Annotated in this window: 29 protein-coding genes; all 29 read right to left on the bottom strand. The window is 56.5% G+C overall.

The features are described 5' to 3' along the window. Nucleotides 1-19: 19 nt before the first annotated feature. The 29 genes from BM347_RS08500 to BM347_RS08365 all read right to left on the bottom strand — a co-directional run bounded on the left by BM347_RS08500 (nucleotide 20) and on the right by BM347_RS08365 (nucleotide 25210). Entirely contained in the window at nucleotides 20-1687 is a 1668-nt protein-coding gene (locus tag BM347_RS08500; RefSeq protein WP_093915975.1) for a ribonuclease J, read from the bottom strand. Nucleotides 1688-1691: 4 nt separating this feature from the next. Beyond that, nucleotides 1692-2465 carry a type III pantothenate kinase gene (locus BM347_RS08495; protein ID WP_093915974.1) on the bottom strand — a complete coding sequence of 258 codons (774 nt, stop codon included), beginning with the start codon at nucleotides 2463-2465 and terminating at the stop codon, nucleotides 1692-1694. A gap of 21 nt (nucleotides 2466-2486) precedes the next feature. Further along, nucleotides 2487-3269, bottom strand: a complete 783-nt coding sequence (locus BM347_RS08490; RefSeq protein WP_245764223.1) for a biotin--[acetyl-CoA-carboxylase] ligase — start codon at nucleotides 3267-3269, stop codon at nucleotides 2487-2489. Between the two features lie 16 nt (nucleotides 3270-3285). Then, nucleotides 3286-4731 (bottom strand): NADH-quinone oxidoreductase subunit NuoN, encoded by a 1446-nt coding sequence (gene nuoN / locus BM347_RS08485; RefSeq protein WP_093915973.1) that lies wholly within the window; start codon nucleotides 4729-4731, stop codon nucleotides 3286-3288. Nucleotides 4732-4742: 11 nt separating this feature from the next. Then, entirely contained in the window at nucleotides 4743-6299 is a 1557-nt protein-coding gene (locus tag BM347_RS08480) for an NADH-quinone oxidoreductase subunit M (protein WP_093915972.1), read from the bottom strand. Then, nucleotides 6299-8404: an NADH-quinone oxidoreductase subunit L gene (gene nuoL / locus BM347_RS08475; RefSeq protein WP_093915971.1), complete on the bottom strand. Its 2106-nt coding sequence runs from the start codon at nucleotides 8402-8404 to the stop codon at nucleotides 6299-6301. Before nuoL ends, BM347_RS08480 begins: the two co-directional genes overlap by 1 nt. Before the next feature lie 4 nt (nucleotides 8405-8408). After that, nucleotides 8409-8714 (bottom strand): NADH-quinone oxidoreductase subunit NuoK, encoded by a 306-nt coding sequence (gene nuoK, locus BM347_RS08470; RefSeq protein ID WP_093916121.1) that lies wholly within the window; start codon nucleotides 8712-8714, stop codon nucleotides 8409-8411. Nucleotides 8715-8891: 177 nt separating this feature from the next. Further along, a complete protein-coding gene (locus BM347_RS08465) occupies nucleotides 8892-9494 on the bottom strand; it encodes an NADH-quinone oxidoreductase subunit J (protein WP_093915970.1) in 603 nt (200 codons plus the stop codon). After that, a complete protein-coding gene (locus tag BM347_RS08460; RefSeq protein WP_093915969.1) occupies nucleotides 9491-9892 on the bottom strand; it encodes a carboxymuconolactone decarboxylase family protein in 402 nt (133 codons plus the stop codon). The genes BM347_RS08465 and BM347_RS08460 overlap by 4 nt, the downstream gene beginning before the upstream one ends. Continuing rightward, complete coding sequence (gene nuoI / locus BM347_RS08455) at nucleotides 9889-10377, bottom strand: NADH-quinone oxidoreductase subunit NuoI (RefSeq protein WP_093915968.1); 489 nt, start codon at nucleotides 10375-10377, stop codon at nucleotides 9889-9891. Before nuoI ends, BM347_RS08460 begins: the two co-directional genes overlap by 4 nt. Nucleotides 10378-10381: 4 nt before the next feature. Further along, nucleotides 10382-11422 (bottom strand): NADH-quinone oxidoreductase subunit NuoH, encoded by a 1041-nt coding sequence (nuoH, locus tag BM347_RS08450; RefSeq protein WP_093915967.1) that lies wholly within the window; start codon nucleotides 11420-11422, stop codon nucleotides 10382-10384. Nucleotides 11423-11428: 6 nt separating this feature from the next. Then, complete coding sequence (locus BM347_RS08445) at nucleotides 11429-11797, bottom strand: hypothetical protein (RefSeq protein WP_093916120.1); 369 nt, start codon at nucleotides 11795-11797, stop codon at nucleotides 11429-11431. Nucleotides 11798-11811: 14 nt separating this feature from the next. Then, nucleotides 11812-13827 carry an NADH-quinone oxidoreductase subunit NuoG gene (gene nuoG, locus BM347_RS08440; RefSeq protein WP_093915966.1) on the bottom strand — a complete coding sequence of 672 codons (2016 nt, stop codon included), beginning with the start codon at nucleotides 13825-13827 and terminating at the stop codon, nucleotides 11812-11814. A gap of 4 nt (nucleotides 13828-13831) precedes the next feature. Continuing rightward, nucleotides 13832-14233 (bottom strand): DUF5333 domain-containing protein, encoded by a 402-nt coding sequence (locus BM347_RS08435; protein WP_093915965.1) that lies wholly within the window; start codon nucleotides 14231-14233, stop codon nucleotides 13832-13834. A 115-nt stretch (nucleotides 14234-14348) separates the two neighbouring features. Then, a complete protein-coding gene (locus tag BM347_RS08430) occupies nucleotides 14349-14675 on the bottom strand; it encodes a hypothetical protein (protein ID WP_093916119.1) in 327 nt (108 codons plus the stop codon). 4 nt (nucleotides 14676-14679) lie between these two features. After that, the gene (locus BM347_RS08425) at nucleotides 14680-15174 is read right to left on the bottom strand and encodes a DUF3291 domain-containing protein (protein ID WP_245764222.1); all 495 of its coding nucleotides are present in this window, start codon (nucleotides 15172-15174) and stop codon (nucleotides 14680-14682) included. Nucleotides 15175-15267: 93 nt separating this feature from the next. Continuing rightward, the gene (locus BM347_RS08420) at nucleotides 15268-15675 is read right to left on the bottom strand and encodes an MAPEG family protein (protein ID WP_093915964.1); all 408 of its coding nucleotides are present in this window, start codon (nucleotides 15673-15675) and stop codon (nucleotides 15268-15270) included. 5 nt (nucleotides 15676-15680) lie between these two features. Further along, the gene (gene nuoF / locus BM347_RS08415; RefSeq protein ID WP_093915963.1) at nucleotides 15681-16976 is read right to left on the bottom strand and encodes an NADH-quinone oxidoreductase subunit NuoF; all 1296 of its coding nucleotides are present in this window, start codon (nucleotides 16974-16976) and stop codon (nucleotides 15681-15683) included. A gap of 70 nt (nucleotides 16977-17046) precedes the next feature. Beyond that, a complete protein-coding gene (locus BM347_RS08410) occupies nucleotides 17047-17274 on the bottom strand; it encodes a DUF5337 domain-containing protein (RefSeq protein ID WP_093915962.1) in 228 nt (75 codons plus the stop codon). A 22-nt stretch (nucleotides 17275-17296) separates the two neighbouring features. Beyond that, complete coding sequence (locus BM347_RS17580; RefSeq protein ID WP_175498534.1) at nucleotides 17297-18139, bottom strand: NADH-quinone oxidoreductase subunit E; 843 nt, start codon at nucleotides 18137-18139, stop codon at nucleotides 17297-17299. Nucleotides 18140-18171: 32 nt separating this feature from the next. Beyond that, complete coding sequence (locus BM347_RS08400; protein WP_093915960.1) at nucleotides 18172-19446, bottom strand: NADH-quinone oxidoreductase subunit E; 1275 nt, start codon at nucleotides 19444-19446, stop codon at nucleotides 18172-18174. Nucleotides 19447-19527: 81 nt separating this feature from the next. After that, the gene (locus tag BM347_RS08395; RefSeq protein WP_093915959.1) at nucleotides 19528-20751 is read right to left on the bottom strand and encodes an NADH-quinone oxidoreductase subunit D; all 1224 of its coding nucleotides are present in this window, start codon (nucleotides 20749-20751) and stop codon (nucleotides 19528-19530) included. Further along, nucleotides 20751-20924 (bottom strand): hypothetical protein, encoded by a 174-nt coding sequence (locus BM347_RS17575; protein WP_175498533.1) that lies wholly within the window; start codon nucleotides 20922-20924, stop codon nucleotides 20751-20753. The genes BM347_RS08395 and BM347_RS17575 overlap by 1 nt, the downstream gene beginning before the upstream one ends. After that, the gene (locus BM347_RS08390; RefSeq protein ID WP_093915958.1) at nucleotides 20924-21529 is read right to left on the bottom strand and encodes an NADH-quinone oxidoreductase subunit C; all 606 of its coding nucleotides are present in this window, start codon (nucleotides 21527-21529) and stop codon (nucleotides 20924-20926) included. The genes BM347_RS17575 and BM347_RS08390 overlap by 1 nt, the downstream gene beginning before the upstream one ends. A 9-nt stretch (nucleotides 21530-21538) precedes the next feature. Next, complete coding sequence (locus BM347_RS08385; protein ID WP_093915957.1) at nucleotides 21539-22075, bottom strand: NuoB/complex I 20 kDa subunit family protein; 537 nt, start codon at nucleotides 22073-22075, stop codon at nucleotides 21539-21541. Beyond that, a complete protein-coding gene (locus BM347_RS08380; protein ID WP_093915956.1) occupies nucleotides 22066-22431 on the bottom strand; it encodes an NADH-quinone oxidoreductase subunit A in 366 nt (121 codons plus the stop codon). Before BM347_RS08380 ends, BM347_RS08385 begins: the two co-directional genes overlap by 10 nt. Before the next feature lie 181 nt (nucleotides 22432-22612). Further along, nucleotides 22613-23512 carry an NAD-dependent epimerase/dehydratase family protein gene (locus BM347_RS08375; RefSeq protein ID WP_093915955.1) on the bottom strand — a complete coding sequence of 300 codons (900 nt, stop codon included), beginning with the start codon at nucleotides 23510-23512 and terminating at the stop codon, nucleotides 22613-22615. A 55-nt stretch (nucleotides 23513-23567) separates the two neighbouring features. Then, complete coding sequence (locus BM347_RS08370) at nucleotides 23568-24353, bottom strand: crotonase/enoyl-CoA hydratase family protein (RefSeq protein WP_093915954.1); 786 nt, start codon at nucleotides 24351-24353, stop codon at nucleotides 23568-23570. Further along, nucleotides 24353-25210 (bottom strand): hydroxymethylglutaryl-CoA lyase, encoded by an 858-nt coding sequence (locus BM347_RS08365; protein WP_093915953.1) that lies wholly within the window; start codon nucleotides 25208-25210, stop codon nucleotides 24353-24355. The genes BM347_RS08370 and BM347_RS08365 overlap by 1 nt, the downstream gene beginning before the upstream one ends. Between the last annotated feature and the right edge of the window lie 6 nt (nucleotides 25211-25216).

Raw genomic sequence — 25216 nt, 5'->3', positions numbered from 1 at the left:
ATGCAGTTTTCTCAGGCGATCAGCTGAGGCGGCTGACCACGATCGTAACTTCGGGTTTCTTGCCGATCTCGTCATTGGCTGACTGACGCACAACGCGCTTTAGACCGTCATGCAGCTTGTCATCGTCGCGCAACGTCTTGGCGTTGGCGCGGCCGATGAACTGACCTAGATCAGCCTCTAGCACCTCAACCAGCGACGCCTTTGACCGACCCTGCTCGGGCAGCCCCATGGCATCGACCCACGGGTCACCCAAGGCTTCGTCGTTTTCGTCCAGAATGACTGTCACAGTCACATGCCCGTTCAGCGCCATACGGATACGATCGCGCACGACCCCGTCCATCGCGCCAATCTGCGTCGAGCCATCCAAATAGGTGCGCCCGCTGTCGACATATTCCGCGACTTTGGGCTCGTTTCCGGACAGGTCAATCATCATGCCATTAACGGCCAAGACGCCCTTGATTCCCTTGCCATTGGCGATCTTCACATGCTCGCGCAGGTGACGGTGTTCGCCGTGCATCGGGATCAGGATCTGCGGCTTAACCACATCGTGCAACGTCTCAAGATCGGGGCGGTTCGCATGGCCCGACACGTGATACAGGCCCGAACTGTCGTCAACAATCTCAACGCCCATCTCAGAGAACGCATTGATTACTTTGATCACGCCGCGTTCGTTGCCGGGGATGGTCTTGGACGAGAACAGGAACATGTCCCCTTCCTTCATCTCAAGCCCCATGTATTTCCCACGGGCCAGCTGTGCCGATGCCGCACGGCGTTCGCCCTGCGATCCGGTCACCAGAAGCATCAGGTTTTCACGCGGAACGCCGCGCGCATCCTCGGGGCTGATCACCGGCGGGAAATCCTTCATCACGCCGGTTTCAAGCGACGCCTCGACCATCCGCTTCATCGCACGGCCCAACAGAACGACAGACCGCCCCGCCCGTTCGCCAGCGTCTGCCAGCGTTTTGACGCGGGCCACGTTCGATGCAAAGGTCGTGGCGACAACCATGCCTTCTGCGGTGCCAAGCAGTTTTTCAATCTCTGGCCCAACGGTCGCTTCCGACCGGCCCGGGTGCTGCGAAAACACGTTGGTACTGTCGCAGATCAACGCCTTGACGCCATTCTTGGATACATCGGCCCACAGCTCGGGATCATAGGCCTCGCCCACGCCCGGGGTCATGTCGATCTTGAAATCACCCGAGTGGATCAACCGGTCGCCCGCCACATCAATGACCAGCGAGGACGATTCAGGGATCGAGTGTGACATCGGCAAGAAGCCAACCGTGAACGGACCAACTGTGGTCGTTGCAGGCCATGGTGCCACGGTCGTTACCGCGTCATCAGGGTGGTTATATTCGCTCATCTTGCGCTTGGCGATATTGGCCGTAAATTTGCGCGTATAGATCGGCGCGCGCAAACGGTCATAGGTATGCGCAACCGCGCCCACGTGGTCTTCGTGCGCGTGGGTGATAAAAATTGCCTCAATCTGATTGCGGCGTTCTTCCAGCCAGGCGATATCGGGGATGATCAAATCCACGCCGGGGCTGGTGTCCATGTCGGGGAAAGCCACGCCAAGATCGACAACAATCAGTCGTTCCTTGCCGGGTTTCCCGTATCCATAAACATAGGCATTCATGCCAATTTCACCTGCCCCACCGAGGGGCAGATAGATCAATCTTTCGCTGCTCATATTATTAAGCGGTGTCCTTGTTATAGTTATAAATCACGGTCAAACCGTGCATTGTCAGATCATCTTGGTAGGTATCGAACAGGTCGACTGCCTGCTGAAACAACGGGGCCAACCCGCCGGTGGCGATCACACGCATCTCGCGCTCACGCTCCGCCTTTATCCGGGCACATATCTCACGAACGAGACCGACATAACCCCAAAAAATGCCCGATTGCATGCAGGCCACCGTGTTTGTGCCAATCACCGCCTGCGGTTTGGAAATATCTACATGAGGTAAGGCCGCCGCCGCATTATGCAATGCCTCAAGGCTGAGATTAACGCCAGGCGCGATGACGCCGCCAATATACGCCCCGTCGGATGCAACAACATCAAAGGTGGTCGCGGTGCCGAAATCCACCACGATCAGATCGCCGCCAAAAAGATCATATCCAGCGACGGTGTTTACCAATCGGTCCGGCCCCACGGCGGTGCCCGCATCGACCCGTACATCCACCGGCAACCTGCATTCAGGCTTGCCCACAACGATGGGCCGCGTGTGAAAATACCGATCAGCCAGAACCCGAAGGTTGAAAACAACCCGCGGCACGGTCGAGCTGATGATCATATCCGTGATATCGGCCTCGACCTTTTGAAACTTCATCAAGGTGCTGAGCCAGACATAATACTGGTCTGCGGTCCGTTGCCACTCTGTTGAGGTGCGCCACGTTCCAATGAACTGCGTCCCATCCCAGATGGAAAAAACCGTATTCGTATTGCCGCAATCAACCGCCAATAGCATGAAACGACCCTCCCTTGCGTTTTAGAAAAATACATCCGCCGCTGTGATCGGCACCCGCCCCTTTGGGGTGCGCAGGATCAGGCTGCCCTGTTCATCCACATCCTCAAACACGCCGCGCGTCTCTTCGCGCATAGTCCGTGCGAGGATTTCATCGCCCAAACGCGCCGCATGGGCCAGCCAGGCCGTGCGGATCGGGGCAAAACCAAAGGTCTGGAACTGTGTCTCAAGTACCGCATATTCAACAGCCAATGCGTCAAGTAAAGCGGTGGGAGATACCGTTCGCCCGGTCTCGCCAATCACCGATACAGGGCGCACGGCCCCGGGTTCGACCTGATCCGCGCTTGGCGCGTGGGCTAGATTCACGCCAATGCCAATCGCCAGATGATCGCCGATATTCTCAAGCAATATACCGGCCACTTTGCCACCGTTCAGCAGCACGTCATTTGGCCATTTCAAGGTAAACGCCCCGTCATCGCCCGTCACCCGCACAAACGCGCGCCGCAATGCCAGTGACGCCACAAAACTGCGTAGGGCCGCGACACCCGGCGCTTCGATACGGCGCATCATCAAAGTGCCCGCAAAGTTGCCCTTTGGCGTCGCCCAAGACCGCCCGCGCCGACCCCGCGCTGCGGTCTGTTCCTCGGCCAATATCCATACCGGACCGGTCAGGTCAGGCGCACGGCGTGCGGCCTCGCTTAACGTGGAATCGAGGGTTTCAAACACGAGCCGACCGTAGCCTTCCGGCCACGACGCCCCCTGCTTCTCTGGCTTATAAATATCCCCGCCGGAGGCTTCCTCACTCACGGGTCCCACCACCGGATCAGTTAACCAGCGTCGCCGCCGCCCGAATGGCAGCTTCCTCGACGCCGAACATATTCGCGATACCGACCACCATGATCACCGCTGAAGCAATCAGGAACCCGGTCAAAAGACCGTTTTGACCACCATCCAGGCGATCATCGCCTTCCGCCCCGAAATACATCAGGAACACGATGCGCAGATAGTAATAGGCACCAATCGCAGATGCGACAGCGCTTGCCGCGACCAGCCAGATCAGCCCCGCATCAACACCTGCTTGCCATACGCCGAATTTGGCGAAAAAGCCCAGCATCGGAGGTACACCCGCCAGCGAGAACAGCAAAACCAGCATGGCCAGCGCCTTGCCCGGTGCGCGTTTGGAATACATGTTCAGCGCGGAAATATCCGCGACCGGCTGGCCGTCTTTTTCCATGCTTAGAATGAATGCAAAGGTGCCGATATTCATCGTCACATAGATCGCCATATAGACCAGCATCGCCTTGACGCCCAATTGCGTTCCTGCGGCCAGACCTATCAGCGCATAGCCCATATGTGCAATCGAGGAATAGGCCATCAGACGTTTGATATTGGTTTGACCAATCGCTGCGATCGCGCCCAAGAACATCGACAATACGGACAAGACCGCAACAATCTGGCTCCAATCCGCGACGGCATTGCCAAAGGCGTCATGCAGCACGCGGGCGAACAGCGCCATCGCCGCCACTTTCGGTGCGGTTGCAAAAAACGCGGTCACAGGTGTCGGCGCGCCCTCGTATACGTCGGGCGTCCACATGTGAAACGGTACGGCAGATACTTTGAACGCCAAACCGGCCATCAGAAATACGATGCCGAACAGCAACCCCAGTGACGTGCTGCCCGATTGTGCAACGTTCATGACGCCTGCAAACTGTGTGGTGCCCGCATAGCCATAGATCAGCGATGTCCCGTACAAGAGCATCCCCGAGGACAAGGCCCCCAAAACGAAATACTTCAGACCCGCTTCAGTGGATTTAATACTGTCGCGGCGCAGGGACGCAACCACATATAATGCCAGCGATTGCAGCTCGAGACCCATATAAAGCGCCATCAGATCGCCCGCGCTGACCATCATCATCATGCCGACCACGCTCAGCGCGATCAACACCGGGTATTCAAACCGCAGCAATCCGCGTGCGCGCATGTAATCGTTCGACATGCTCAGCACCGCAGCAGCGCTGAGCAGGATCGTCACCTTGGCAAAGCGGGCAAATCCGTCTTCAATGAACAGCCCGTTGAACGCGATGCGGGTTTCGCCCGTGCCGGTCATGCCGATCCATACTGCCAGCAGGATCATCACCACAGACGTCGCCCAGACCAGCAAGCTGCCGGTTTTATCTTTTGACGTGTAGACCGCCCCTAGCAGCGCAAAAATCGCAAACAGCGACAGCACAATTTCGGGCAGGATGACATTCAGATCTGCGGAAATCATCGCGCGGTCCTTTATTCTGAGGCCATCTGGACAGCGACATTTGCCGCCTCCAGGGCCGTATCATAGCTAGCAACAAGGGCGGAAACCGACGGCCCGATGATATCAAGCACCAGCGCCGGATAGACGCCCAAAAGAAGGGTCATGACGATCAGCGGTGCGAAAATCCAACGCTCGCGGGTCGACATATCGGTGATGGTGCGCAGGCTTTCCTTGATCAGGTCGCCCATCACAACGCGGCGATAAAGCCACAATGCATAGGCCGCCGAGAAGATAACACCGGTTGTTGCAACCGCAGCTACCCAAGTGTTCACTTGGAAGATGCCCATCAGCGTCAGGAATTCGCCGACAAACCCGGAGGTGCCCGGCAGACCAACATTGGCCATGGTAAAGAACATAAACACCAGCGCATAGGCGGGCATCCGGTTCACCAGACCGCCATAGGCGTCAATCTCACGAGTGTGCATCCGGTCGTAAATCACGCCCACACACAAAAACAAAGCAGCCGAGATAAAGCCGTGGCTGACCATCTGGAAGATCGCACCGTCAAGGCCCTGCTGGTTAAAGGCAAAGATCCCCATTGTCACGAAACCCATGTGGGCGACGGATGAATAGGCGATCAGCTTTTTCATGTCTTCCTGAACCAGCGCCACCAGCGATGTATAAACAATCGCGATCGCGGACATCCACAGCACTAGCGGTGCCAATACATCAGACCCGACCGGGAACATCGGCAGCGAGAAGCGCAAGAAACCGTAGCCGCCCATTTTCAACAGGATCGCAGCCAGCACAACGGAACCGGCTGTCGGGGCCTGAACGTGTGCGTCTGGCAACCAAGTGTGCACGGGCCACATCGGCATTTTCACAGCAAAGCTGGCAAAGAAAGCGAGGAAGAGCATGGTCTGCATGCCGCCGATAACAGTGAACCCTGCAACCGAAAATGTTTTGGACGCAAAGCTGTGTGTCAGCAGGCTGACCTCGCACCCGCCGATACAAGTGGTGCCAGCATCCGCATACATCGCGACCATGGCCACCAGCATCAGAACCGACCCCAAGAAGGTATAGAGGAAGAACTTAAAGCTCGCGTAAATCCGGTTCGCGCCGCCCCATATCCCGATGATCAGGAACATCGGGATCAGGCCTGCCTCGAAGAACAGATAGAACAGCACCATATCCAGCGCCATGAAAACGCCCAACATCAGCGTTTCCAGCAGCAGGAACGCGATCATGTACTCCTTGACCCGCGTCGTCACATTCCAGCTTGCGGCTATCACCAGCGGCATCATGAATGTGGTCAGCATGACGAACAGGATCGAAATGCCATCGACGCCCATCCGGTATTTCAGGCCCATGATCCATGTCGCCTCGTCCACGAATTGGAACCCGGTGTTGGATGGGTCAAAGTCGAACAGGATGAACAGCGAGATCAGGAAGGTGACCGTGGTCGTGATCAGCGCCAGCCATTTAGCATTGCGCGCGGCCGCTTTGTCGTTGCCGCGTAGGAAAACGGCCAAGATCAGCGCCGCAAAGCTTGGCATGAAGGTAATGATGGAAAGCAAGTGATGATCCATTAGTTTGCCCCCCCGCTCATCGTCATCCAAGTCACAAGGACCGCGATCCCGATCACCATGGCGAAGGCGTAGGTAAAGATGTAGCCAGATTGCAAACGACCCGCGAGCCGCGTGAAGAAGGGAATAATGCCCATGGCGATGCCATTAAGCGTCCCGTCGATGATATTGCCATCGCCGCGCTTCCAAAAGAAACGACCAAGGGCCGAGGCAGGTTTGACAAAAATCACGTTATAAATCTCGTCAAAGTACCATTTGTTGAGCAAGAACAGATACAGCGGACGTTGGTTCGCCGCCAAACGGCCCGGCAATGTCGGGTTCCAGATGTAGAACCATACCGCCATCAGCAGGCCCAATGACATCGCAATGAACGGGCTGACCTTGACCCAAACCGGGGCTGCATGCGCATCGTCCAAGACGGTGTTTTCAGGCCCAAAGAACAAGGCACCCTCGCCCGGCGCACCCGCAAAGCTGGCACCGTGATGGGCATCATCGCCGTGGCCCGTGTCAGCATGACCTGCGTCAGCGTGGCTGTCCTCGGCACCCTCAACCTTGGCGTGACCATCAGCAGCCATTTCGGCCATCGGGATACCGTAAAACTCACCGATATCTTCGGCATGACCAAAGAAGCTGTTGTAAAACACCATCCCCGAAAAGATCGCACCAAAGCTCAGAACGCCCAGCGGGATAAGCATAACCATCGGGCTTTCATGTGCGTGGTCATGGGTATGTTTGTCACCGCGTGGTTTGCCAAAGAAGGTCAGGAAAATCAGCCGCCAGCTGTAGAAACTGGTCATCGCCGCGGCAATCACCAACATCCAGAAGGCGTAGGACGTGCCACCGGCCCAAGCGCTTTCGATAATCGCATCCTTAGACAGGAAACCGGCAAAACCGATATGCGTCAGCGGGATGCCAACACCGGTGATGGCCAGCGTGCCGATCATCATGGCCCAGAATGTATAAGGGATCTTTTTGCGCAGACCGCCATAGTTGTTCATGTCCTGCTCGTGGTGCATCGCGTGAATGACGGACCCAGCCCCAAGGAACAACATCGCCTTAAAGAACGCGTGGGTCAGCAGGTGGAACATCGCGGCGGAATACATGCCAACGCCCGCAGCCACGAACATATAACCCAGCTGCGAACAGGTGGAATATGCGATAACGCGTTTGATGTCGGTCTGAACCAGCCCCACAGTCGCCGCGAAAAATGCGGTGGTTGAACCGATAAAGGTGACGAACATCATCGCCTCGGGCGCGAATTCCATCAGCGGCGACATGCGGCAGACAAGGAAAACACCCGCTGTAACCATCGTCGCGGCGTGGATGAGCGCGGACACAGGGGTCGGCCCTTCCATCGCGTCGGGCAACCAAGTGTGCAAAAACAGCTGCGCCGATTTACCCATGGCACCGACAAACAGCAAGAATGCCAGCAGGTTCGCCGCGTTCCAATCCGCCCAAAGGAAATGCAGGGTCGTGTTCGCCAACTCAGGTGCGGCGGCGAATACATCGTCGAACTTGATGCTGTCAGTCAGGTAGAACAGGCCAAAGATACCAAGCGCGAAACCAAAGTCACCGACACGGTTAACCACAAACGCCTTGATCGCAGCGGCATTGGCGGATGGTTTCTTGTAATAAAACCCGATCAACAGGTACGAGGCAACGCCCACACCTTCCCAGCCAAAGAACATCTGAACAAGGTTGTCCGCCGTCACCAGCATCAACATCGTAAAGGTAAAGAACGACAGATAGGCAAAGAAGCGGGCGCGATAGGGCTCGGCGTCGCTAAAGTTTTCATCGTGGGCCATGTACCCAAATGAATACAGATGCACCAGGCTGGACACAGTGGTGATCACGATCATCATGATCGCCGTCAACCGGTCCATGCGGATCGCCCAATCGGTCGACAGGCTGCCGCTTTCGATCCAGCGCAGCAATTGGATATGTTGGGTTTCTCCATCAAAGGTCAGGAAGACGACCCAGCTCAGCACAGCCGCCAGAAACAGCATCGCAGTCGCAAACCACTGCGCCGGTTTTTCGCCGATCAGTTTCCAGCCAAAGCCCGTGATCAAAGCACCAACAAGTGGCGCAAAAAGAATGATGCTTTCCATGACCTTAGCCCTTCATCACGTTGACGTCTTCAACCGCGATCGATCCACGGTTGCGGTTGAAGCAGACCAGAATGGCCAGACCAATTGCAGCTTCTGCAGCCGCGACAGTTAGAACGAACAGCGTAAAGACCTGCCCCACCAAATCGCCCAAGAAATGCGAGAATGCGACAAAGTTTATGTTCACCGCGAGAAGCATAAGCTCGATCGACATCAACATGATGATGATGTTCTTGCGGTTCAGGAATAGCCCGAAAATGCCAATGACAAAAAGCGTCGCCGCCACTGTCAGGTAATGTTCAATTCCGATCATGTCGTCCCTCGGTTCTTTGCCCGGATCGGGCGTTCTTTCGTTCTTGGCGGTGGGGCTTAGCCCCATATCCAGCCGTTATCCGATGATGTTATAGCCGCCGAAAACAACGATCAGCACGACAACCAACACAACAATTGTAGTTCGCGACATCGGATCACATCCTTGTTCGGGCAGCCCTTACAGGCCCTGCCCCGGTTTCACATCATTCAATTTCATCGCCTTGGCCGGATCGCGCATCATTTGCGCGACCACGTCCTGACGTTTCACATCACCACGATGGCGCAGTGTCAGAACAATCGCCCCGATCATCGCAACCAGCAGGATTAAGCCGGACAGCTGGAACAGCAGGAAATATTCGTCATAGAGGATCAAACCCAAAGCAGCGGTGTTCTGCACCTCGTCGCTGACCACTTGGGTGCGCAGCCCTTCGGCGGCGGCATTTGCATCCCATGCCCCAAAGGCCATCACGAATTGCATCAAAACGATCAAGCCGATCAGCAAACCCAGCGGCATATAGCGCGCCATTTCCGCCTTCAGCTCAGCGAAATCAACATCGAGCATCATGACAACAAACAGGAACAAAACCGCGACCGCGCCCACATAAACGATGATCAGCAGCATCGCAACGAATTCGGCGTTCAGCATCACGAACAGGCCTGCGGCGCTCAGAAAGGATAAAATCAACCAAAGCACCGAATGCACCGGATTGCGGCTGATCACGGTAAAAAGCCCGCCTGCAATCACGCTGATCGCAAAAAGATAAAATGCAAAAACGCTCATGCGTCACCTTCCTTGTCATCCAGCACGTCCTGCGCAATTTGCATCGCGCGGGTCATGGCGGGGATACCGGCAAAAAACGCCGTTTGTCCAATCGTCTCAATCACATGCTGCTTGGGAGCGCCGGCCTCAACCGCGTGGATTACGGCCTGCCTAAGCGCCGGTTCATTCTGGGCCCCCTGCATGGTCAGGCCCGAAATCGTCAGCAGCATTCGTGTTTTGGCATCCAACCCGTCGGGGTTCATCGTGTTGCCAAACAACGTTTCCATCACATCTTTGGGCATCTTGCCCATCATCGCCTCGAACCCCTTGGTCGAAAATGCATCCATCGCCGGAAAGGACTTGGCCATTTCCTGCATCTGACGCATCATTTCTTCAAAAGGGTTAGGCGTTTGGGTCATCTGTAAGGTGCGTCCATTTCAAGGTTGCGCGCAATTTCGGCCTCCCAGCGGTCGCCGTTTTCCAGCAATTTGGCTTTGTCATAATACAGCTCTTCGCGGGTCTCGGTCGAGAATTCGAAATTCGGCCCCTCGACAATCGCATCCACCGGGCAGGCTTCCTGACAGAAACCGCAATAAATGCATTTGGTCATGTCGATGTCATAGCGCGTGGTGCGACGGCTGCCATCTTCACGGGGTTCCGCATCGATTGTGATCGCTTGCGCCGGGCACACGGCTTCGCAGAGTTTACACGCGATGCAACGTTCTTCGCCATTGGCATAGCGGCGCAGCGCATGTTCGCCCCGGAAACGCGGCGACAAAGGCCCCTTTTCATGGGGGTAGTTGATCGTCGCCTTAGGTTTGAACATATACTTAATGCCCAGCTTCAGACCATGATAGAAATCCTGCAACAGGAAATATTTGGCGTGACGGGTGTAGTCTGTCATCGGATCAGCCCCCTACTGTCCAGCGTGCGTAAACACCCCAGAACCATTCGAATTTTGCCGCAAAGGCCACGAAAACCACCCAGAAAAGCGAGAATGGCAGGAAGACTTTCCAGCCCAGACGCATCAGCTGGTCATAGCGGTAGCGTGGTGTGATCGCCTTGACCAAGGAGAAGAAGAAGAACACCAGACCCATTTTGGCGATCATCCAGAAGATGCCATCAGGCAGACCCGGAATGGGGGACAACCAACCGCCAAAGAACATCAGCGAGATCAGCGCGCACATCAGAACAACAGCGACCAGTTCACCGATCATAAACAGCAGGAAAGGCGTAGACGAATATTCAACCTGATAACCCGCAACCAGTTCGGATTCTGCTTCGGGCAAATCGAACGGGGGGCGGTTTGTTTCAGCCAAGGCACTGATAAAGAACAAGATCAGCATCGGGAAGTGTGGTAACCAATACCAGCTGAGCAACCCATAACTACTGTCCTGTGCGGCCACGATCCCGCTAAAGTTCATCGACCCGGTGGAGATAATCACACCAATGATGATCAAACCGATAGACACCTCGTAAGAGATCATCTGCGCGGCAGAACGCAGGCTGCCCAAGAACGGATATTTCGAGTTCGAGGCCCAACCGCCCATGATCACGCCATATACCTCAAGCGAGGAAACCGCGAAAACAAACAGGATGGCAACGTTGATGTCGGACAACACCCACCCGTCATTGAACGGGATCACCGCCCAAGCGACAAGCGCCATGACCAGACTGATCATCGGAGCCAGGAAAAACACCGGCCGGTCAGCACCCGCAGGCACCACGATCTCTTTGACGATGTATTTACCGAAATCCGCAAAGGATTGCAGCAGGCCGTACACACCAACCACGTTCGGACCACGGCGCAGTTGAACGCTCGCCCAAATCTTGCGGTCAGCATACATAAGAAAGGCCAGCGCCAGCAGCAGCGGAACCACGATCAAGAGAATCTGACCAATGATCAGCAGGATCATGCCAAGGGTGGTGTTAAAAAAGAAGTCAGCCATAGGTCCTCACACCGTCGGTATGCCGCGTTCCATGCAATTTTGCACGGTCACTTCGGCATCAATTGTCTTCAAGCCCCGTGGCAGGCTTGGCGAGATGGTGTAAACAGCATCTGCGTGCCAGACGCCACCCACGATCTCAACATTTGTACGTACATGGCGGGCAAATCCAAAGCCCCGGATCAAGGTATATCGCGCCGCAGCACACTCCGCATAATCCGCCACATTTTCAGCCGACCGCGCCTTGGTCATGGCCACGTTAAACTGCACCAAATCACCATCCAGCAATTTGGTTTCCACGCCCTGATAATCGGGAATGAAATCCTCTGCCATGGGGGCCTGCGCTTCGCAGGCGGCCATAACAGCAGGGATCATCATCATTCCCAAAACCCTCACTCCGCCGCCATCGGCGCTTCGCGGCGGGCTTTGGCATTCGCCGAAAGTTCCGCCATCAATTCGCTGGCGCGCGCAATGGGGTTGGACAGATAGAAATCAGCGATTGCTGGTTGGAAGGCGGCGCTGTCCACTTCGGCCTGTGGCAACGCGACCCACTCATTCGCCGCAACCTGATCAATATCTCCCAGATGCGGAACCTCGGCCACCAGCGCCTTGCGCAAGGCGACCAGAGAATCGAAAGGCAAGGTCGCGCCCATCTCGGCGCTGAGTGCACGCAAGATGGCCCAGTTTTCCTTGGCCTGACCGGGGGCAAAGCTGGCACGGGCCGCCAGTTGAGGGCGCCCTTCGGTGTTGACGAACAACCCGGCTTCTTCGGTATAGGCGGCACCGGGCAGGATGATATCGGCGCGATGTGCACCGCGATCGCCATGGCTGCCCTGATAGATCACGAAGGGGCCCGCAGGAACATCGCCCTCGTCCGCACCAAGGTTATAGATAACATCAGCAGATACGACATCGGCAACGCCACCATCGGTCACAGCGCCGATATCCATCGCACCCACACGGGACGCGGCGGTGTGCAACACCATAAAGCCGGATTTCGTTGCCTCGGCCAAAGCCATTGCGGCGGCCAGAACCGCAGCACCGTCTTCGCGGACCAGTGCGCCCATGCCGACGATTACCAGCGACGGCTTATCAGCCACGTCGGAATGATCACGCTTTAGCAGATCTTTCAAGACAGCAGGGCCATTGCCCAAATGCGCATGATCATAGGTCAGATCAGCCGCCGGGCCGACATGACCGATATCTGCGCCGCGCGCCCAGGCCTTGCGAATACGGGCGTTCAAAACAGGTGCTTCAACAGCCGGGTTTGTGCCGATCAACATAATTGCCTTGGCATCATCAATGTCTTCGATGGTGGCGGTGCCAACATAGCCGGAACGGTTACCAGCAGGCAGTTTTGCACCATCGGTGCGACATTCGACAACACCGCCCTGCCCTTCGATCAGCTGTTTCAGCGCGAAGGCAGCCTCGACCGGCACCAGATCACCGACCAACCCGGCAACCTTTTTGCCCTTCATCGCAGCGGCCGCGGCGGCCAATGCTTCGGGCCATTCGGCTTTGCGCAGTTTGCCGTTTTCGCGGATATAGGGTGTGTCCAAACGCTGGCGGCGCAGGCCGTCCCAGACAAAGCGCGTCTTGTCGGAAATCCATTCCTCGTTCACGCCGTCATGGTTACGCGGCAACATGCGCATGACTTCGCGGCCCTTGGTATCAACCCGAATGTTGGACCCAAGCGCGTCCATCACATCGATGGATTCGGTCTTGGACAGCTCCCATGGGCGCGCGGTAAAGGCGTAGGGTTTCGACACCAGCGCACCAACGGGGCACAGATCGATAATGTTGCCCTGCAGGTTCGAATCAAGCGTTTGCCCCAGATAGGCTGTAATCTCGGCATCTTCACCACGGCCGGTTTGGCCCATCTGGTGAATGCCCGCGACTTCGGTGGTGAAACGCACGCAGCGGGTGCAGGAAATGCACCGCGTCATGTGGGTTTCCACCAACGGCCCCAGATCAAGGTCTTCGGTCGCGCGTTTGGGTTCACGGTAGCGGCTGAAATCAACGCCGTATGCCATTGCCTGATCTTGCAAATCGCATTCGCCACCCTGATCGCAAATCGGGCAATCAAGCGGGTGGTTGATCAGCAGGAATTCCATCACGCCCTCGCGGGCCTTTTTAACCATGGGCGAATTGGTTTTAACGACAGGCGGCTGGCCTTCGGGGCCGGGGCGCAAATCACGCACCTGCATCGCACAAGATGCCGCAGGCTTGGGCGGACCGCCCACAACTTCGACAAGACACATCCGGCAGTTACCTGCGATCGACAGACGTTCGTGATAGCAGAAACGCGGAATCTCGACGCCAACTTCCTCGCAAGCCTGAATAAGCGTCATCGCCCCTTCGACTTCGACTTCTTTACCGTCAATGATGATCTTGCGGATATCGCTCATATGCTTATTTCGCTCTCAGTAACGAACCGATACGGCTCGATTTTTGGATTTCTGTACGCCCAAGCATACAATAGCTTTGTGGGTCCGAAGTATCGACCCCATTTGCCTCTAAATATGCAGCGCCACGGGCTTTCATACGCGCTTTTTCCTCGGGGCTTTTGCGGTACGCATCAATTTCGGCCTCTGTATAGCCCAAGGATCTCGCAGTTTGGTGAATATTATTCAAATAGCTGATCGCGCGCAGAAAGCGGGCGGAAATATCGGGACACTCTTTGCGAATCTGATCGGCCAAACCCAAATCCAACAGCGCGTCATCAACGGCAGCCACATCTCGCAAAGCGGGCTTTGCCGCAGCCGGACTGGCCAGCAACGCCACAGATAATACAGCAGTCAAAACGTTACGCATTCTACTCTCCTCATGCAGGGGGGCAAATGCCCCGTCCGCATATGGGAACTGACACCGTTGCTATTCAATAACATACCGAAATCAGCCGTTTGCATCCGGTGTGTCGCGCAATCCATCAAGAAGGGCAAGACCCAGAAAAGGTCAAACTATCATCAACCAGACGAAGATTATCCGCGGGCGTGTCAGGCCCCACAACCCAGACAATGTCAGAGCTGCCATATGTGTTCACGCAATACACCGTTGCCTCATAACGGGCCGCTTCGCGGGCACCATCGATGGATTGCGACGCATTCTTGACCAGCAGCGTGAATACATCCCTTTGGCCATCCACTTTGCTGAGTTTGGTGTTGAAATATATGCCGTCAAAAGCGATCCGCTCCTCTTGAGAGGTACATCCCGCCAAAACGGCAGCAATTGTTAAAACAATTACGAAAAATCTCATCATATTACTCCGCCGCTATGGGCTGGCATCCGTCGTTGCGCCAACGCGTAGCCTGTTTCAAATGCGCCCAGCCAAAGGCATGGTCGCTGTCGCCGTGTTCACGCAGATGATCCAAACGCGCCAATGCTTCCTCCAATGTAGGTTGGTGGCCCTTTGGCACCCACCACATCACGAAATGCATTTTACCCAAAACCTCGAACCATTCGGCGCGGCGGGCGTAAAATTGTTTGTGGATCGTACCCCAAACAAATTTCTCAAGGGTTTCGACGTTTTCCCAGACGGTCAGGTTTGACACATACTGCGGATCACCGCCGATCTTGGCGTCGGTGTTGCCAGTGCCGGGTTCCCCCGACCCTTCCATCATCCATACAAAACCGGGCATCCGTTTGCCCAAGCCGTTGATCCGGTCCAGGTTATTCATGAAATCAGCGACGCGCGGATCATCCGTAGGGGCCAGAAGCCTACCAACGTTGAGTTCCGCCAGATGCATGTCTTTCATTGCCGTCTCCTCCCGCTCGGGATCAAATGCCGTCCACCACGCCGTAGCAGCGCGATACCCAAAAGGGCGCAATTGCCCCCTGTAATGCGCCGCCTAGAACGCCGCCATGATTGTCAGTACGACCAGCCCAAGAATGCACACCAGCCCTACCGCAAAAAACATCGACCGCGCTGGTTGGTTTGTTGTGCGAATGTGGACAAAGCCCATTGCAATACGCGCAATGACAAAGATCGACGCGAACAGGTTCACCCAAAACGGTGATGCGCCGATAAGAATGGCCGCGACCGTGGCCGCAATAAAGGGGCCGGAGGTTTCAACAGCGTTCATGAACGCGCGTTCGCTACGGTACCAAGGGTCATCGTAATTACGCTTGGGTTTGCCACATTCAGCACGGTTTTCGTCTATGCGCCCGCGTGTCGAGAACCCACTCAAAACGGTGATCACCAAAGCCCAAAGGGCAAGGGACGTGATGGCATGGCTATAGGTGGCGAAGGCTTCCATAGCGATTACTCCGCAGCAACGGCACTGACACGGCCAGTGCGTTTATGTTTGATGCGATCTTCGATTTCATCCCGGAAGTGACGGATCAGACCCTGAATTGGCCAGGCCGCCGCATCGCCAAGGGCACAGATCGTGTGGCCTTCAACCTGCTTAGTGACGTCCAATAGCATATCGATCTCTGCCGGTTCGGCATCGCCAGAAACCAGACGGTCCATCACCCGCATCATCCAGCCGGTGCCTTCGCGGCAAGGCGTGCATTGGCCACAGCTTTCGTGCTTGTAGAATTTGGCCAAACGCCAGATGGCCTTGATCACGTCAGTCGAGTTATCCATGACGATAACCGCAGCCGTGCCCAGCCCCGACCGCTGCTCGCGCAGGTAATCGAAATCCATAATCGCGTCGCGCATCTGTGCGCCGGGGATCATCGGAACGGAGGAGCCACCCGGGATCACAGCCTTGAGGTTATCCCAGCCGCCACGAATGCCACCGCAATGCTTTTCAATCAGTTCCTCAAAGGTGATGCTCATCGCCTCTTCGACAACGCAGGGGTTGTTGACGTGGCCGGAAATCGCAAACAGCTTGGTGCCGGCATTGTTTGGGCGACCAAAGCTCGAGAACCACTCGGGCCCGCGGCGCAGGATGGTTGGCACAACGGCAATCGATTCCACGTTGTTCACCGTGGTCGGACAACCATAAAGGCCAGCCCCCGCAGGGAATGGCGGCTTCATGCGCGGCATGCCTTTTTTACCCTCAAGGCTTTCCAGCAATGCGGTTTCTTCGCCGCAGATATAGGCCCCCGCACCGTGGTGCAGATAAATGTCGAAATCATACCCGGATTTGCAGGCGTTCTTGCCCACCAGACCAGCATCATAGGCCTCGTCAATCGCGGCCTGAAGTGCTTCGCGCTCGCGGATATATTCACCGCGAATATAGATATAACAGGCGTTGGCCTGCATGGCGAAGCTTGCGATCAGGCAGCCTTCGATCAGCGTGTGCGGATCGTGGCGCATGATTTCGCGGTCTTTACAGGTGCCCGGTTCGGATTCGTCGGCATTCACCACCAGATAGCTGGGGCGCCCGTCGCTTTCCTTGGGCATAAAGGACCATTTCAGTCCCGTCGGGAAGCCCGCACCACCGCGACCGCGCAGGCCTGACGCCTTCATCTGATCAATGATCCAGTCGCGGCCATTCTTCAGGATATTCGCCGTGCCATCCCAATGGCCACGCGCCTGCGCGCCCTTAAGCGTCCGGTCGTGCATACCGTAAATATTGGTAAAGATGCGGTCTTGATCCTGGAGCATATTGCTTCCCTTTATGTCTCGCAGCCGTGCTGCGCTTACTGTTCTATTCCTGTGCGGCGTACCGCGTTATTCAACCGTCGCCGCTGGCCATGCGGGCCTTGCGCATTTGGTAAACATTCACCATCGCCCAGATCAACGCCGCCAAGGCCGCGAAATCAAACAACAATGCATAGCGTCCGGGCAAACCGAAATATGGCGCAATCCATTGCACAGCGATCCAAAGCAACATGGTGCCTGCAATGACCAAAGCCACCATCCGACCCTTGCGGGCAAGTGCGATGTTTTCTTCTTCGGTCATTTGTCAGGCACCATATCCTGCTTTAGGTTTTCTTTTTGCGGGCAGAGAATTCGGTCTCACCGCCAGCAGCCAAAGTTGCCGCCTGCGCCATCCAGTCGTCGCGCTGAATGCGACCTTTGAAACGCAACCGCGCATCCACCCAAGTGATTTCTTCCGGGCCCCACTTGGCGATCTGATCAAAGTGGTAAAAGCCAAGCTCGTTCAAGGTCTGCTCCAGCTTCGGTCCAACACCGCTGATCAGTTTCAGGTCATCCGCACCGCTTGCCCGCGCCTTCTTGAGGGTTTTGGGCTTGCTTTCAACTGCAGCCGCAGGGATATCCGCCACCGCGGCAGGTGCCGTTTTCTTAGCGGTCGCCTTTTTAGCGGGCGCTTTCTTGGCGGGCGCAGCCTTTTTAGCAGGTGCCTTTTTTGCCGCCGCTTTTTTGGGGGCGGCTTTCTCGGCTTTCGGGGCCTCGTACTTATAGCTGCCCTTGCGCGCGGCCAGTTCTTCTTGGCCTTTCAGGGGTGTGCTGGGTTGAACGCCGGAAAATGCTGCCTTTTCTGTTGTGGCAGCCGCAGCGGACGTACCGGCCGTTGCTTCGGTCGCAGCACCGCCGACATCAGCCGCCGCCGTTACATCCGACCCCGATGGGGGGGCTGCAGACACAGGTGCCGCAGCTTGAGCAGGCGTATCAACAATCTTGCTACACCACATGCTGACAAGCACGAAATATGCGACCACACCAACAACGATCCCCAGTATCAACGACACCAAGAAGCCCCAGCCGAAAACCAACCAAAACAACAAAGCGGCAACAAGGCCGATACCAGCCCCCCACCGCGTACAACCACGTCTACACTGTTCTTTTTCCGTTAAACTTGTCATGTCCGTCCCTTCATACCATTTAAGATGATTTATTATCCTTTATAGATATCATCTTTTTTGGCGCGGGACGAGAATTCTGTTTCCTCGCCTGCAGCCAGCTTTTTCGCTTGGTCAATCCAACCGTCACGGCTGGCCCGGCCCTTGAACCCGCTAAGTTGCTGATCGACCCAAGCCAGCTCATCCGCTGTCCAGCTGGCAACCTGATCAAAGTGGAAGAAACCAAGGTCATTCACCAGCTTTTCAAGCTTGGGACCAACGCCCTTGATCAGCTTGAGGTTATCCGCAGCACCGCCGCGCGGGGCGTCCAGAGTTGCAGGTTTGGTGCCCGTCGCAGCAGCATTCTTTTCCGCTGATACGGCAATGCCGGGCTTGCGCGCAGGTGTTTTGGGTTCGGGTGCGACGCTACCTTGGGCGGGTTTGGCGATGGCCTTATCGCCCTTGGCTTCACCCGGGGCTTCTGATTTTTGATCCGAGCTGTCGCCCACGTCACGTGGGGCGGCGTCTTCTGCCGGCGTGCGTCCACCTTGGGCACCATCGGGGCCACTAGGAGGCATTTGATCCTCACGCGCGGCGGTTTTTGATGTTTTCTTATCGGCAGATTTACCCTGCCAAGGGGCGGTAAATGGAACTTCGGTCCCGTCAATCCGCTTGATCGTATCGCCAATATCAACGGCCAACTGCACGCTTGCGTTATATTGGGTTTTGCCGCTGTCGTGATCCTGAAGGCTGCTCAAACCGGACAAAGGCTCGGACGCGTAGCGGCCGTTCTGCGGACCCGGCACCGGAACTTTGCCCTCTGCCATCTCATCGATCATTGCAGCAAAGCCATCCGTGGTCAGGTCTTCGTAATAGTCCTTGCCGATTTGGGCCATTGGCGCGTTTGAACACGCGCCCAGACATTCGACTTCTTCCCACGAAAACTTGCCATCCGCACTGATTTGATGCGGCTGCGCTGCGATCTTGTCTTTGCAGACCTTGATCAAGTCTTCGGCACCACAGATCATGCAGGATGTTGTGCCACAAATCTGGAAATGCGCCACCTCGCCCACGGGCTGCAACTGAAACATGAAATAAAATGTCGCGACTTCGAGGCCGCGGATATAGGCCAGCCCCAACATTTCGGACACATGTTCAATCGCTGGACGGCTTAGCCAGCCCTCTTGCTCTTGCGCGCGCCAGAGCAGCGGAATGATTGCCGATGCCTGACGGCCTTCGGGGTATTTGGTGATCTGCGCTTCGGCCCATACCTGATTGTCAGGGGTAAAGGCAAAGCTTGTCGGTTGGTCAGGGTGTAGACGGCGCAGCATCAGATCAGGCTTTCGTTCTGGCAGAGACGGCAGGTGCCTCCGGCGGGAGTTTATTTGGCAAAATGAAAAGGCAGGGCCGGCTCAACGGTCGACCTCGCCAAAGACGATATCCATGGTACCGATGATCGCCGCAACATCCGCCAGTTGGTGGCCCTTGGCCACGTAATCCATCGCTTGCAGATGCAGGTAGCCCGGCGCGCGCAGCTTGGCGCGGTAGGGTTTGTTGGTGCCATCCGCCACCAGATAGACGCCGAATTCGCCCTTGGGCGCTTCAACGGCGCAATAGACTTCGCCGGCGGGGACGTGGAACCCTTCGGTATACAGTTTAAAGTGATGAATCAGGCTTTCCATGTCGGTCTTCATTGCGGACCGGCTGGGCGGCGTGATCTTGCCACGTGCCAATACATCGCCCTGCCCTTCGGGCGCGCGCAGTTTGGCGATCGCCTGCTGGATGATGTAAGTAGACTGGCGCATTTCTTCCATGCGGACCAAATAGCGGTCATAGCAATCGCCATTCACACCGGTCGGAATTTGGAATTCAAATTCATCATAGCATTCGTAGGGTTCTGCGCGGCGCAAATCCCACGCCATCCCGGAGCCGCGCACCATCACGCCCGAGAAACCCCAGTCCTGGATGTCTTGCGCGCTGATCACGCCGATATCCACATTGCGCTGTTTAAAGATGCGGTTTTCAGTCAATAGCTCATCGATATCAACCATAAAGCCGGTCAGGAACTTTTCAGCCCAAGCTTCGATATCATCCAGCAAGGCGGGCGGCAAATCCTGATGAACACCGCCGGGGCGGAAATAGGCCGCGTGCAGACGCGCACCGCAGGCCCGTTCGTAAAAGATCATCAGGTCTTCGCGTTCTTCAAAGCCCCACAGCGGCGGGGTCAGCGCGCCAACGTCCATCGCTTGTGTGGTCACGTTCAGCAGGTGCGACAGGATGCGGCCGATCTCGGAATAGAGCACGCGGATCAAGGAGGCGCGGCGCGGCACCTCGACGCCGGTCAGCTTTTCAATCGCCAGACACCAGGCATGTTCCTGGTTCATCGGGGCCACATAATCCAGCCGGTCAAAATACGGCAGGTTTTGCAGATATGTCCGGCTTTCCATCAGCTTTTCAGTGCCACGGTGCAGCAGGCCGATATGCGGATCGCAGCGTTCGACAATCTCGCCGTCGAGTTCAAGTACCAGACGCAAAACACCGTGGGCCGCCGGGTGTTGCGGGCCAAAGTTGATGTTGAAATTACGGATCTTCTGTTCGCCGGTCAGGGCGTCTTCGAAACCTTTGGTGCCGTCCATCATTTACGCTCCAACTCGGTCAGTTTGAGGCCCACCCACCACAGCAACGCAATGGTGCCAAAGGGGACCACGCAGGCCACGGACCAATATTTGTTGATGCCGAAAAACGGCAAAATCTTCACCATCGGGATAATCGTCAGGGCCGAAAGAATGAACCACCACAGGCCTCCCATTATTTGGCCTCCGGCTTTTCGTCACCCGGAAGGATGTATTCAGCGCCTTCCCAAGGTGACATGAAATCAAACTGGCGATATTCCTGAACCAAGGACACAGGTTCATAAACCACGCGCTTTTCAACCTCGTCATAGCGGACTTCGGTATAGCCAGTGGTCGGGAAATCCTTGCGCAGCGGGTGGCCGCGGAACCCGTAGTCAGTCAGCAGACGGCGCAAATCCGGGTGACCTGCGAACAGGATGCCGAACATGTCGAATACTTCACGCTCGAACCAGTTGGCCGAAGGGTGGATGGCGACAATCGAGGGCACCATATCTTCTTCGCGGGCGGCGACGCGCAGGCGAATGCGGTGGTTCTGGAACATCGACAAGAAGTGATAGACCACGTCAAAGCGTTTGGCCCGACCGGGGTAATCCACAGCTGTGATATCGACCAAAGACGTCAGACGGCAAGTTGCATCGCCTTTGATAAACTCCACCAGACCCGGCAGATTTGCCTGGGTCACGTCCATGTTCAGCTCGCCATGGGCGATTTCCCAACCCAAGATGCAGTCGGGGCGTTTTGCCTCGATATATGCGCCAAGTTCGTTCAGTTGTTCTGACATACCAGCCCCTTAGCGAACAATTGTTCCGGTGCGGCGCATTTTGCGCTGCAATTGCATGATACCGTACAACAGCGCCTCTGCCGTTGGCGGACAGCCCGGCACATAGACGTCAACCGGCACGATCCGGTCACAGCCGCGCACCACAGAATAGCTGTAGTGGTAATAGCCACCGCCATTAGCGCAGGAGCCCATCGAGATCACGTAGCGTGGTTCTGGCATCTGATCGTACACTTTGCGCAGGGCAGGTGCCATCTTGTTGGTCAAGGTGCCCGCCACGATCATCAGATCCGACTGGCGTGGCGATGCGCGCGGCGCGGTGCCAAAGCGTTCAAGGTCATAGCGCGGCATCGAGGTGTGCATCATCTCGACCGCGCAACAGGCCAGACCGAACGTCATCCAGTGCAGCGAACCGGTACGGGCCCAGTTGATCAGATCCTCGGTCGAGGTCAGCAGAAAACCCTTGTCCTGCAGTTCCTTGTTCAGGTTCTGGGTGGCCACATCACGGTCCATCCCGGCCGTATTGGCCCCCGCGGCTGCTACTGCCATTCCAAAGCTCCCTTTTTCCACTCATACGCAAAACCGGCGGTCAGCACGGCCAGGAACACCATCATCGACCAGAAACCGGCCATGCTCACATCCTGAAAGGCGACGGCCCAGGGAAAGAGGAATGCTATTTCGAGGTCGAAAATGATGAAAAGAATCGACACGAGGTAAAACCGCACATCAAATTTCATCCGCGCGTCGTCAAATGCGTTAAATCCACACTCATATGCCGACACTTTTTCGGGGTCTGGATTGCGCACCGCGATCACCACGGCTGCCAACATTAAAACAAGGCCAAGACCGATGGCCACGGCCAGGAAAATAAGGATTGGCAGGTATTCCCGCATCATCTCGTCCAAGGGGAAGCTCCTTTTGCGTATGGGGGGCGGCAATGCGCCTTACCTGTCAGGCGGCGAACCCAACTTATTGGGGTTTACCCCCACGCTACGTCAGGGTCAACAGAACCCGCCACATTTGAAGCATCCATTCATTAACACAGTCATAACGTGCGCGAGGCGATATTGACAAACGTCAGACGTGTTATCCTGCAGCCGGATCAACATAGTCCCGCCAGCTGTGTTCGGGGACAAAGCCCAGCATGTCGCGGGCCTTTTTATTGGTGTAAAACGTCTCGTTTTGGCCCATCTCGCGGGTTTTCGGAACCTCCCTATAATAGTGCCCGATCAACTCATCCGTTGTGCGGTCCACCGAATGGTCGTCATTGGCGACGTTAAACACCTCGTAGCCCAAACCATCGACCTGCAGACAGCGCGCCACCATCTGACCCAGATCACGCGCATCAATATAGGCAAATATATTGCGGCGACGCTGGTCAGGGTCGTCGATAAAATTGGGAAAAATCCGTGCATATTCATCAGGCTCGATGACGTTGTTGATTCGAAGCCCATAGATATCGGCCCCCGTCCGGGCCTGAAAACTGCGCGCCGTCGCCTCGTTGCAAACCTTGGACATGGCATAGCTGTCATGGGGAACGGTCGGGTGCTCTTCATCTATGGGAATATACTGCGGCTTCATCTCTCCATCCGCGAAACAGATGCCATAGGTCGTCTCGGAGGATGCAAAGATCACCTTGCGCACCCCTGCCTTCAGAGCGGCATCAATGACATTATACGTGCCCATTGTGTTGACGCGAAATGTCTCGTTGTCGGGTTTGATCAAAATCCGCGGGATCGCTGCAAAATGAACGACAGCATCAAGGGCGGCGATGCCCTCGCCCTGCTCCAACTCCCCCAGATTGGCATAGCTTTGCATCACGTCAAAAATCTGCCCTGCATCGGTGATGTCAGCGATGCGATTGTCGACGCCGGGATGATCTAGCGGTTCAAGATCGACGTTCAACACCTGATGCCCCTGCCCGATCAGATAAGGCACCACATGACGCCCTGCCTTGCCGCTGCCACCCGTAAACAAAATCCGCATGATGTTTCCCTAATCCCTCGCGCTCACAGGCACCGTAACTTAGCGCAAGGTCAAATCAACCCTTGACCCAAGCTGGCTTGCGCTTGTCGAAAAAGGCACCGATACCTTCGGCAGCTTCCTCGGTCTCCCATCTAGCAGCTAAGGCTGCGATGGTGTGGCCGACCACATCCGCATCAATGCGCGGCCCCAAATCGCGGGCCAGTTGCTTTGCGGCGGCCACAGCGCCGGGGGCGCAAGACAGATAAGGCACGACTTCGGCCTCAATCGCAGCATCCAAATCGCTTGCCGCTACAACCCGCGCCAACAGCCCCAGATCCACGGCCTCTTGCGCTGAAAACAGACGCGCCGACATGAACACACGACGCGCGCGCCCTTCGCCCATACGCGCAAGTACATAGGGCCCGATGGTGGCGGGAATGATACCCAGCCGTGTCTCGGTAAACCCCATCTTGAGGGTATTCACACCAATCGCCACATCGCACACCGCCGCCATGCCAACCCCGCCGCCAAAGGCGTTGCCCTGCACCCGCCCGATCAACGGCTTTGGCAGCGCGTTCAGCGCGCCCAGCATCGCAGCCAGCTTGCCTGCCTCAGCCGACCGTGTCGCGGCATCCATTTCGCGCTGCGCCTGCATCCACCCCAGATCGCCGCCCGCGCAAAAGCTTTTGCCAGCGCCAGTCAAGACAACAACCCGCACCGCATCATCCGCGCCCAGCTTCGCCGCCGCCTGTGTCAATTCCGCGATCATCTGCGCAGACATGGCGTTGTGCTTTTCCTCGCGGGCCAAGGTCAGCGTGGCGACACCGCGCGGGTCCGTTTCAATCTTGATCGTCTCGAACATCAACCGTTCCTCATCTGCCGTGCCATGGTTGCAGCTTCCTCGATCAGTTCTTGATCCAGCCCCGTTTCATATCCCAATGCCGTCAGATGGGCATTCACCGCTTCGGTCGCGACATTCCCCGCAGCACCGGGCGCAAAGGGGCAGCCGCCAAGACCACCCACAGCCGCATCAAACACACGCACCCCCATAGACAGCGACGCATCGATGTTATCAATCGCTCGGCCGTTGGTGTCGTGAAAATGCCCCGCAAGCCGCCCCACCGGCACCACATCGCGCACCGCCAGCAACATCTTTGCAATCGTGTCAGGCGTCCCCGCCCCGATGGTATCGCCCAAAGACACCTCATAACAGCCCATCGCAAACAGTCTGTCGGCCACAGCCGCAACCTGCGCAGGCGCGATGGCCCCGTCATAGGGGCATTCTATGACGCAAGACACATATCCACGAACCGGCATGTCCACATGACGCGCCTCTTCCAGAATGGGGGCAAAACGCTCGAACGCTTCGTCGATGCTGGCATTGATATTCTTCTGGCTGAACCCTTCACTGGCCGAGGCAAAGATCGCGATCTCGTCTGCCCTGGCCGCCACCGCATCCTCGTACCCACGCATGTTCGGCGTCAACGCAGCATAGCGGACACCCTCGGCGCGTTTGATCCCGGCCAACACCTCGCCCGATCCTGCCATCTGCGGCACCCATTTGGGGCTGACAAAGCTGGCGACTTCAATCCGTGAAAACCCCGCCCGGCTTAGCACATCGATCAGTGCGACCTTCTCGGCCACCGGAATTTCGCGTGCCTCGTTCTGAAGCCCGTCACGTGGCCCCACCTCGAATATCTCACAGACGCCTTTGTCCATCTCCGT

Origin of the sequence: Sulfitobacter marinus (assembly GCF_900116285.1) — a bacterium.
Taxonomy (GTDB): domain Bacteria; phylum Pseudomonadota; class Alphaproteobacteria; order Rhodobacterales; family Rhodobacteraceae; genus Sulfitobacter; species Sulfitobacter marinus.
The sequence above is the reverse complement of the archived record's forward strand: the minus strand, read 5'-3'. Positions and strand labels throughout refer to the sequence as shown.

Bases quoted from the DNA above. Each gene is read 5' to 3' on its own strand.
- BM347_RS08500 (WP_093915975.1), bottom strand. From the start codon at position 1,687: ATGAGCAGCGAAAGATTGATCTATCTGCCCCTCGGTGGGGCAGGTGAA.
- BM347_RS08495 (WP_093915974.1), bottom strand. From the start codon at position 2,465: ATGCTATTGGCGGTTGATTGCGGCAATACGAATACGGTTTTTTCCATC.
- nuoN (WP_093915973.1), bottom strand. From the start codon at position 4,731: ATGATTTCCGCAGATCTGAATGTCATCCTGCCCGAAATTGTGCTGTCG.
- BM347_RS08480 (WP_093915972.1), bottom strand. From the start codon at position 6,299: ATGGATCATCACTTGCTTTCCATCATTACCTTCATGCCAAGCTTTGCG.
- nuoL (WP_093915971.1), bottom strand. From the start codon at position 8,404: ATGGAAAGCATCATTCTTTTTGCGCCACTTGTTGGTGCTTTGATCACG.
- nuoK (WP_093916121.1), bottom strand. From the start codon at position 8,714: ATGATCGGAATTGAACATTACCTGACAGTGGCGGCGACGCTTTTTGTC.
- BM347_RS08465 (WP_093915970.1), bottom strand. From the start codon at position 9,494: ATGAGCGTTTTTGCATTTTATCTTTTTGCGATCAGCGTGATTGCAGGC.
- BM347_RS08460 (WP_093915969.1), bottom strand. From the start codon at position 9,892: ATGACCCAAACGCCTAACCCTTTTGAAGAAATGATGCGTCAGATGCAG.
- nuoI (WP_093915968.1), bottom strand. From the start codon at position 10,377: ATGACAGACTACACCCGTCACGCCAAATATTTCCTGTTGCAGGATTTC.
- nuoH (WP_093915967.1), bottom strand. From the start codon at position 11,422: ATGGCTGACTTCTTTTTTAACACCACCCTTGGCATGATCCTGCTGATC.
- BM347_RS08445 (WP_093916120.1), bottom strand. From the start codon at position 11,797: ATGATGATCCCTGCTGTTATGGCCGCCTGCGAAGCGCAGGCCCCCATG.
- nuoG (WP_093915966.1), bottom strand. From the start codon at position 13,827: ATGAGCGATATCCGCAAGATCATCATTGACGGTAAAGAAGTCGAAGTC.
- BM347_RS08435 (WP_093915965.1), bottom strand. From the start codon at position 14,233: ATGCGTAACGTTTTGACTGCTGTATTATCTGTGGCGTTGCTGGCCAGT.
- BM347_RS08430 (WP_093916119.1), bottom strand. From the start codon at position 14,675: ATGAGATTTTTCGTAATTGTTTTAACAATTGCTGCCGTTTTGGCGGGA.
- BM347_RS08425 (WP_245764222.1), bottom strand. From the start codon at position 15,174: ATGAAAGACATGCATCTGGCGGAACTCAACGTTGGTAGGCTTCTGGCC.
- BM347_RS08420 (WP_093915964.1), bottom strand. From the start codon at position 15,675: ATGGAAGCCTTCGCCACCTATAGCCATGCCATCACGTCCCTTGCCCTT.
- nuoF (WP_093915963.1), bottom strand. From the start codon at position 16,976: ATGCTCCAGGATCAAGACCGCATCTTTACCAATATTTACGGTATGCAC.
- BM347_RS08410 (WP_093915962.1), bottom strand. From the start codon at position 17,274: ATGACCGAAGAAGAAAACATCGCACTTGCCCGCAAGGGTCGGATGGTG.
- BM347_RS17580 (WP_175498534.1), bottom strand. From the start codon at position 18,139: ATGACAAGTTTAACGGAAAAAGAACAGTGTAGACGTGGTTGTACGCGG.
- BM347_RS08400 (WP_093915960.1), bottom strand. From the start codon at position 19,446: ATGCTGCGCCGTCTACACCCTGACCAACCGACAAGCTTTGCCTTTACC.
- BM347_RS08395 (WP_093915959.1), bottom strand. From the start codon at position 20,751: ATGGACGGCACCAAAGGTTTCGAAGACGCCCTGACCGGCGAACAGAAG.
- BM347_RS17575 (WP_175498533.1), bottom strand. From the start codon at position 20,924: ATGGGAGGCCTGTGGTGGTTCATTCTTTCGGCCCTGACGATTATCCCG.
- BM347_RS08390 (WP_093915958.1), bottom strand. From the start codon at position 21,529: ATGTCAGAACAACTGAACGAACTTGGCGCATATATCGAGGCAAAACGC.
- BM347_RS08385 (WP_093915957.1), bottom strand. From the start codon at position 22,075: ATGGCAGTAGCAGCCGCGGGGGCCAATACGGCCGGGATGGACCGTGAT.
- BM347_RS08375 (WP_093915955.1), bottom strand. From the start codon at position 23,512: ATGCGGATTTTGTTTACGGGTGGCAGCGGCAAGGCAGGGCGTCATGTG.
- BM347_RS08370 (WP_093915954.1), bottom strand. From the start codon at position 24,353: ATGTTCGAGACGATCAAGATTGAAACGGACCCGCGCGGTGTCGCCACG.
- BM347_RS08365 (WP_093915953.1), bottom strand. From the start codon at position 25,210: ATGGACAAAGGCGTCTGTGAGATATTCGAGGTGGGGCCACGTGACGGG.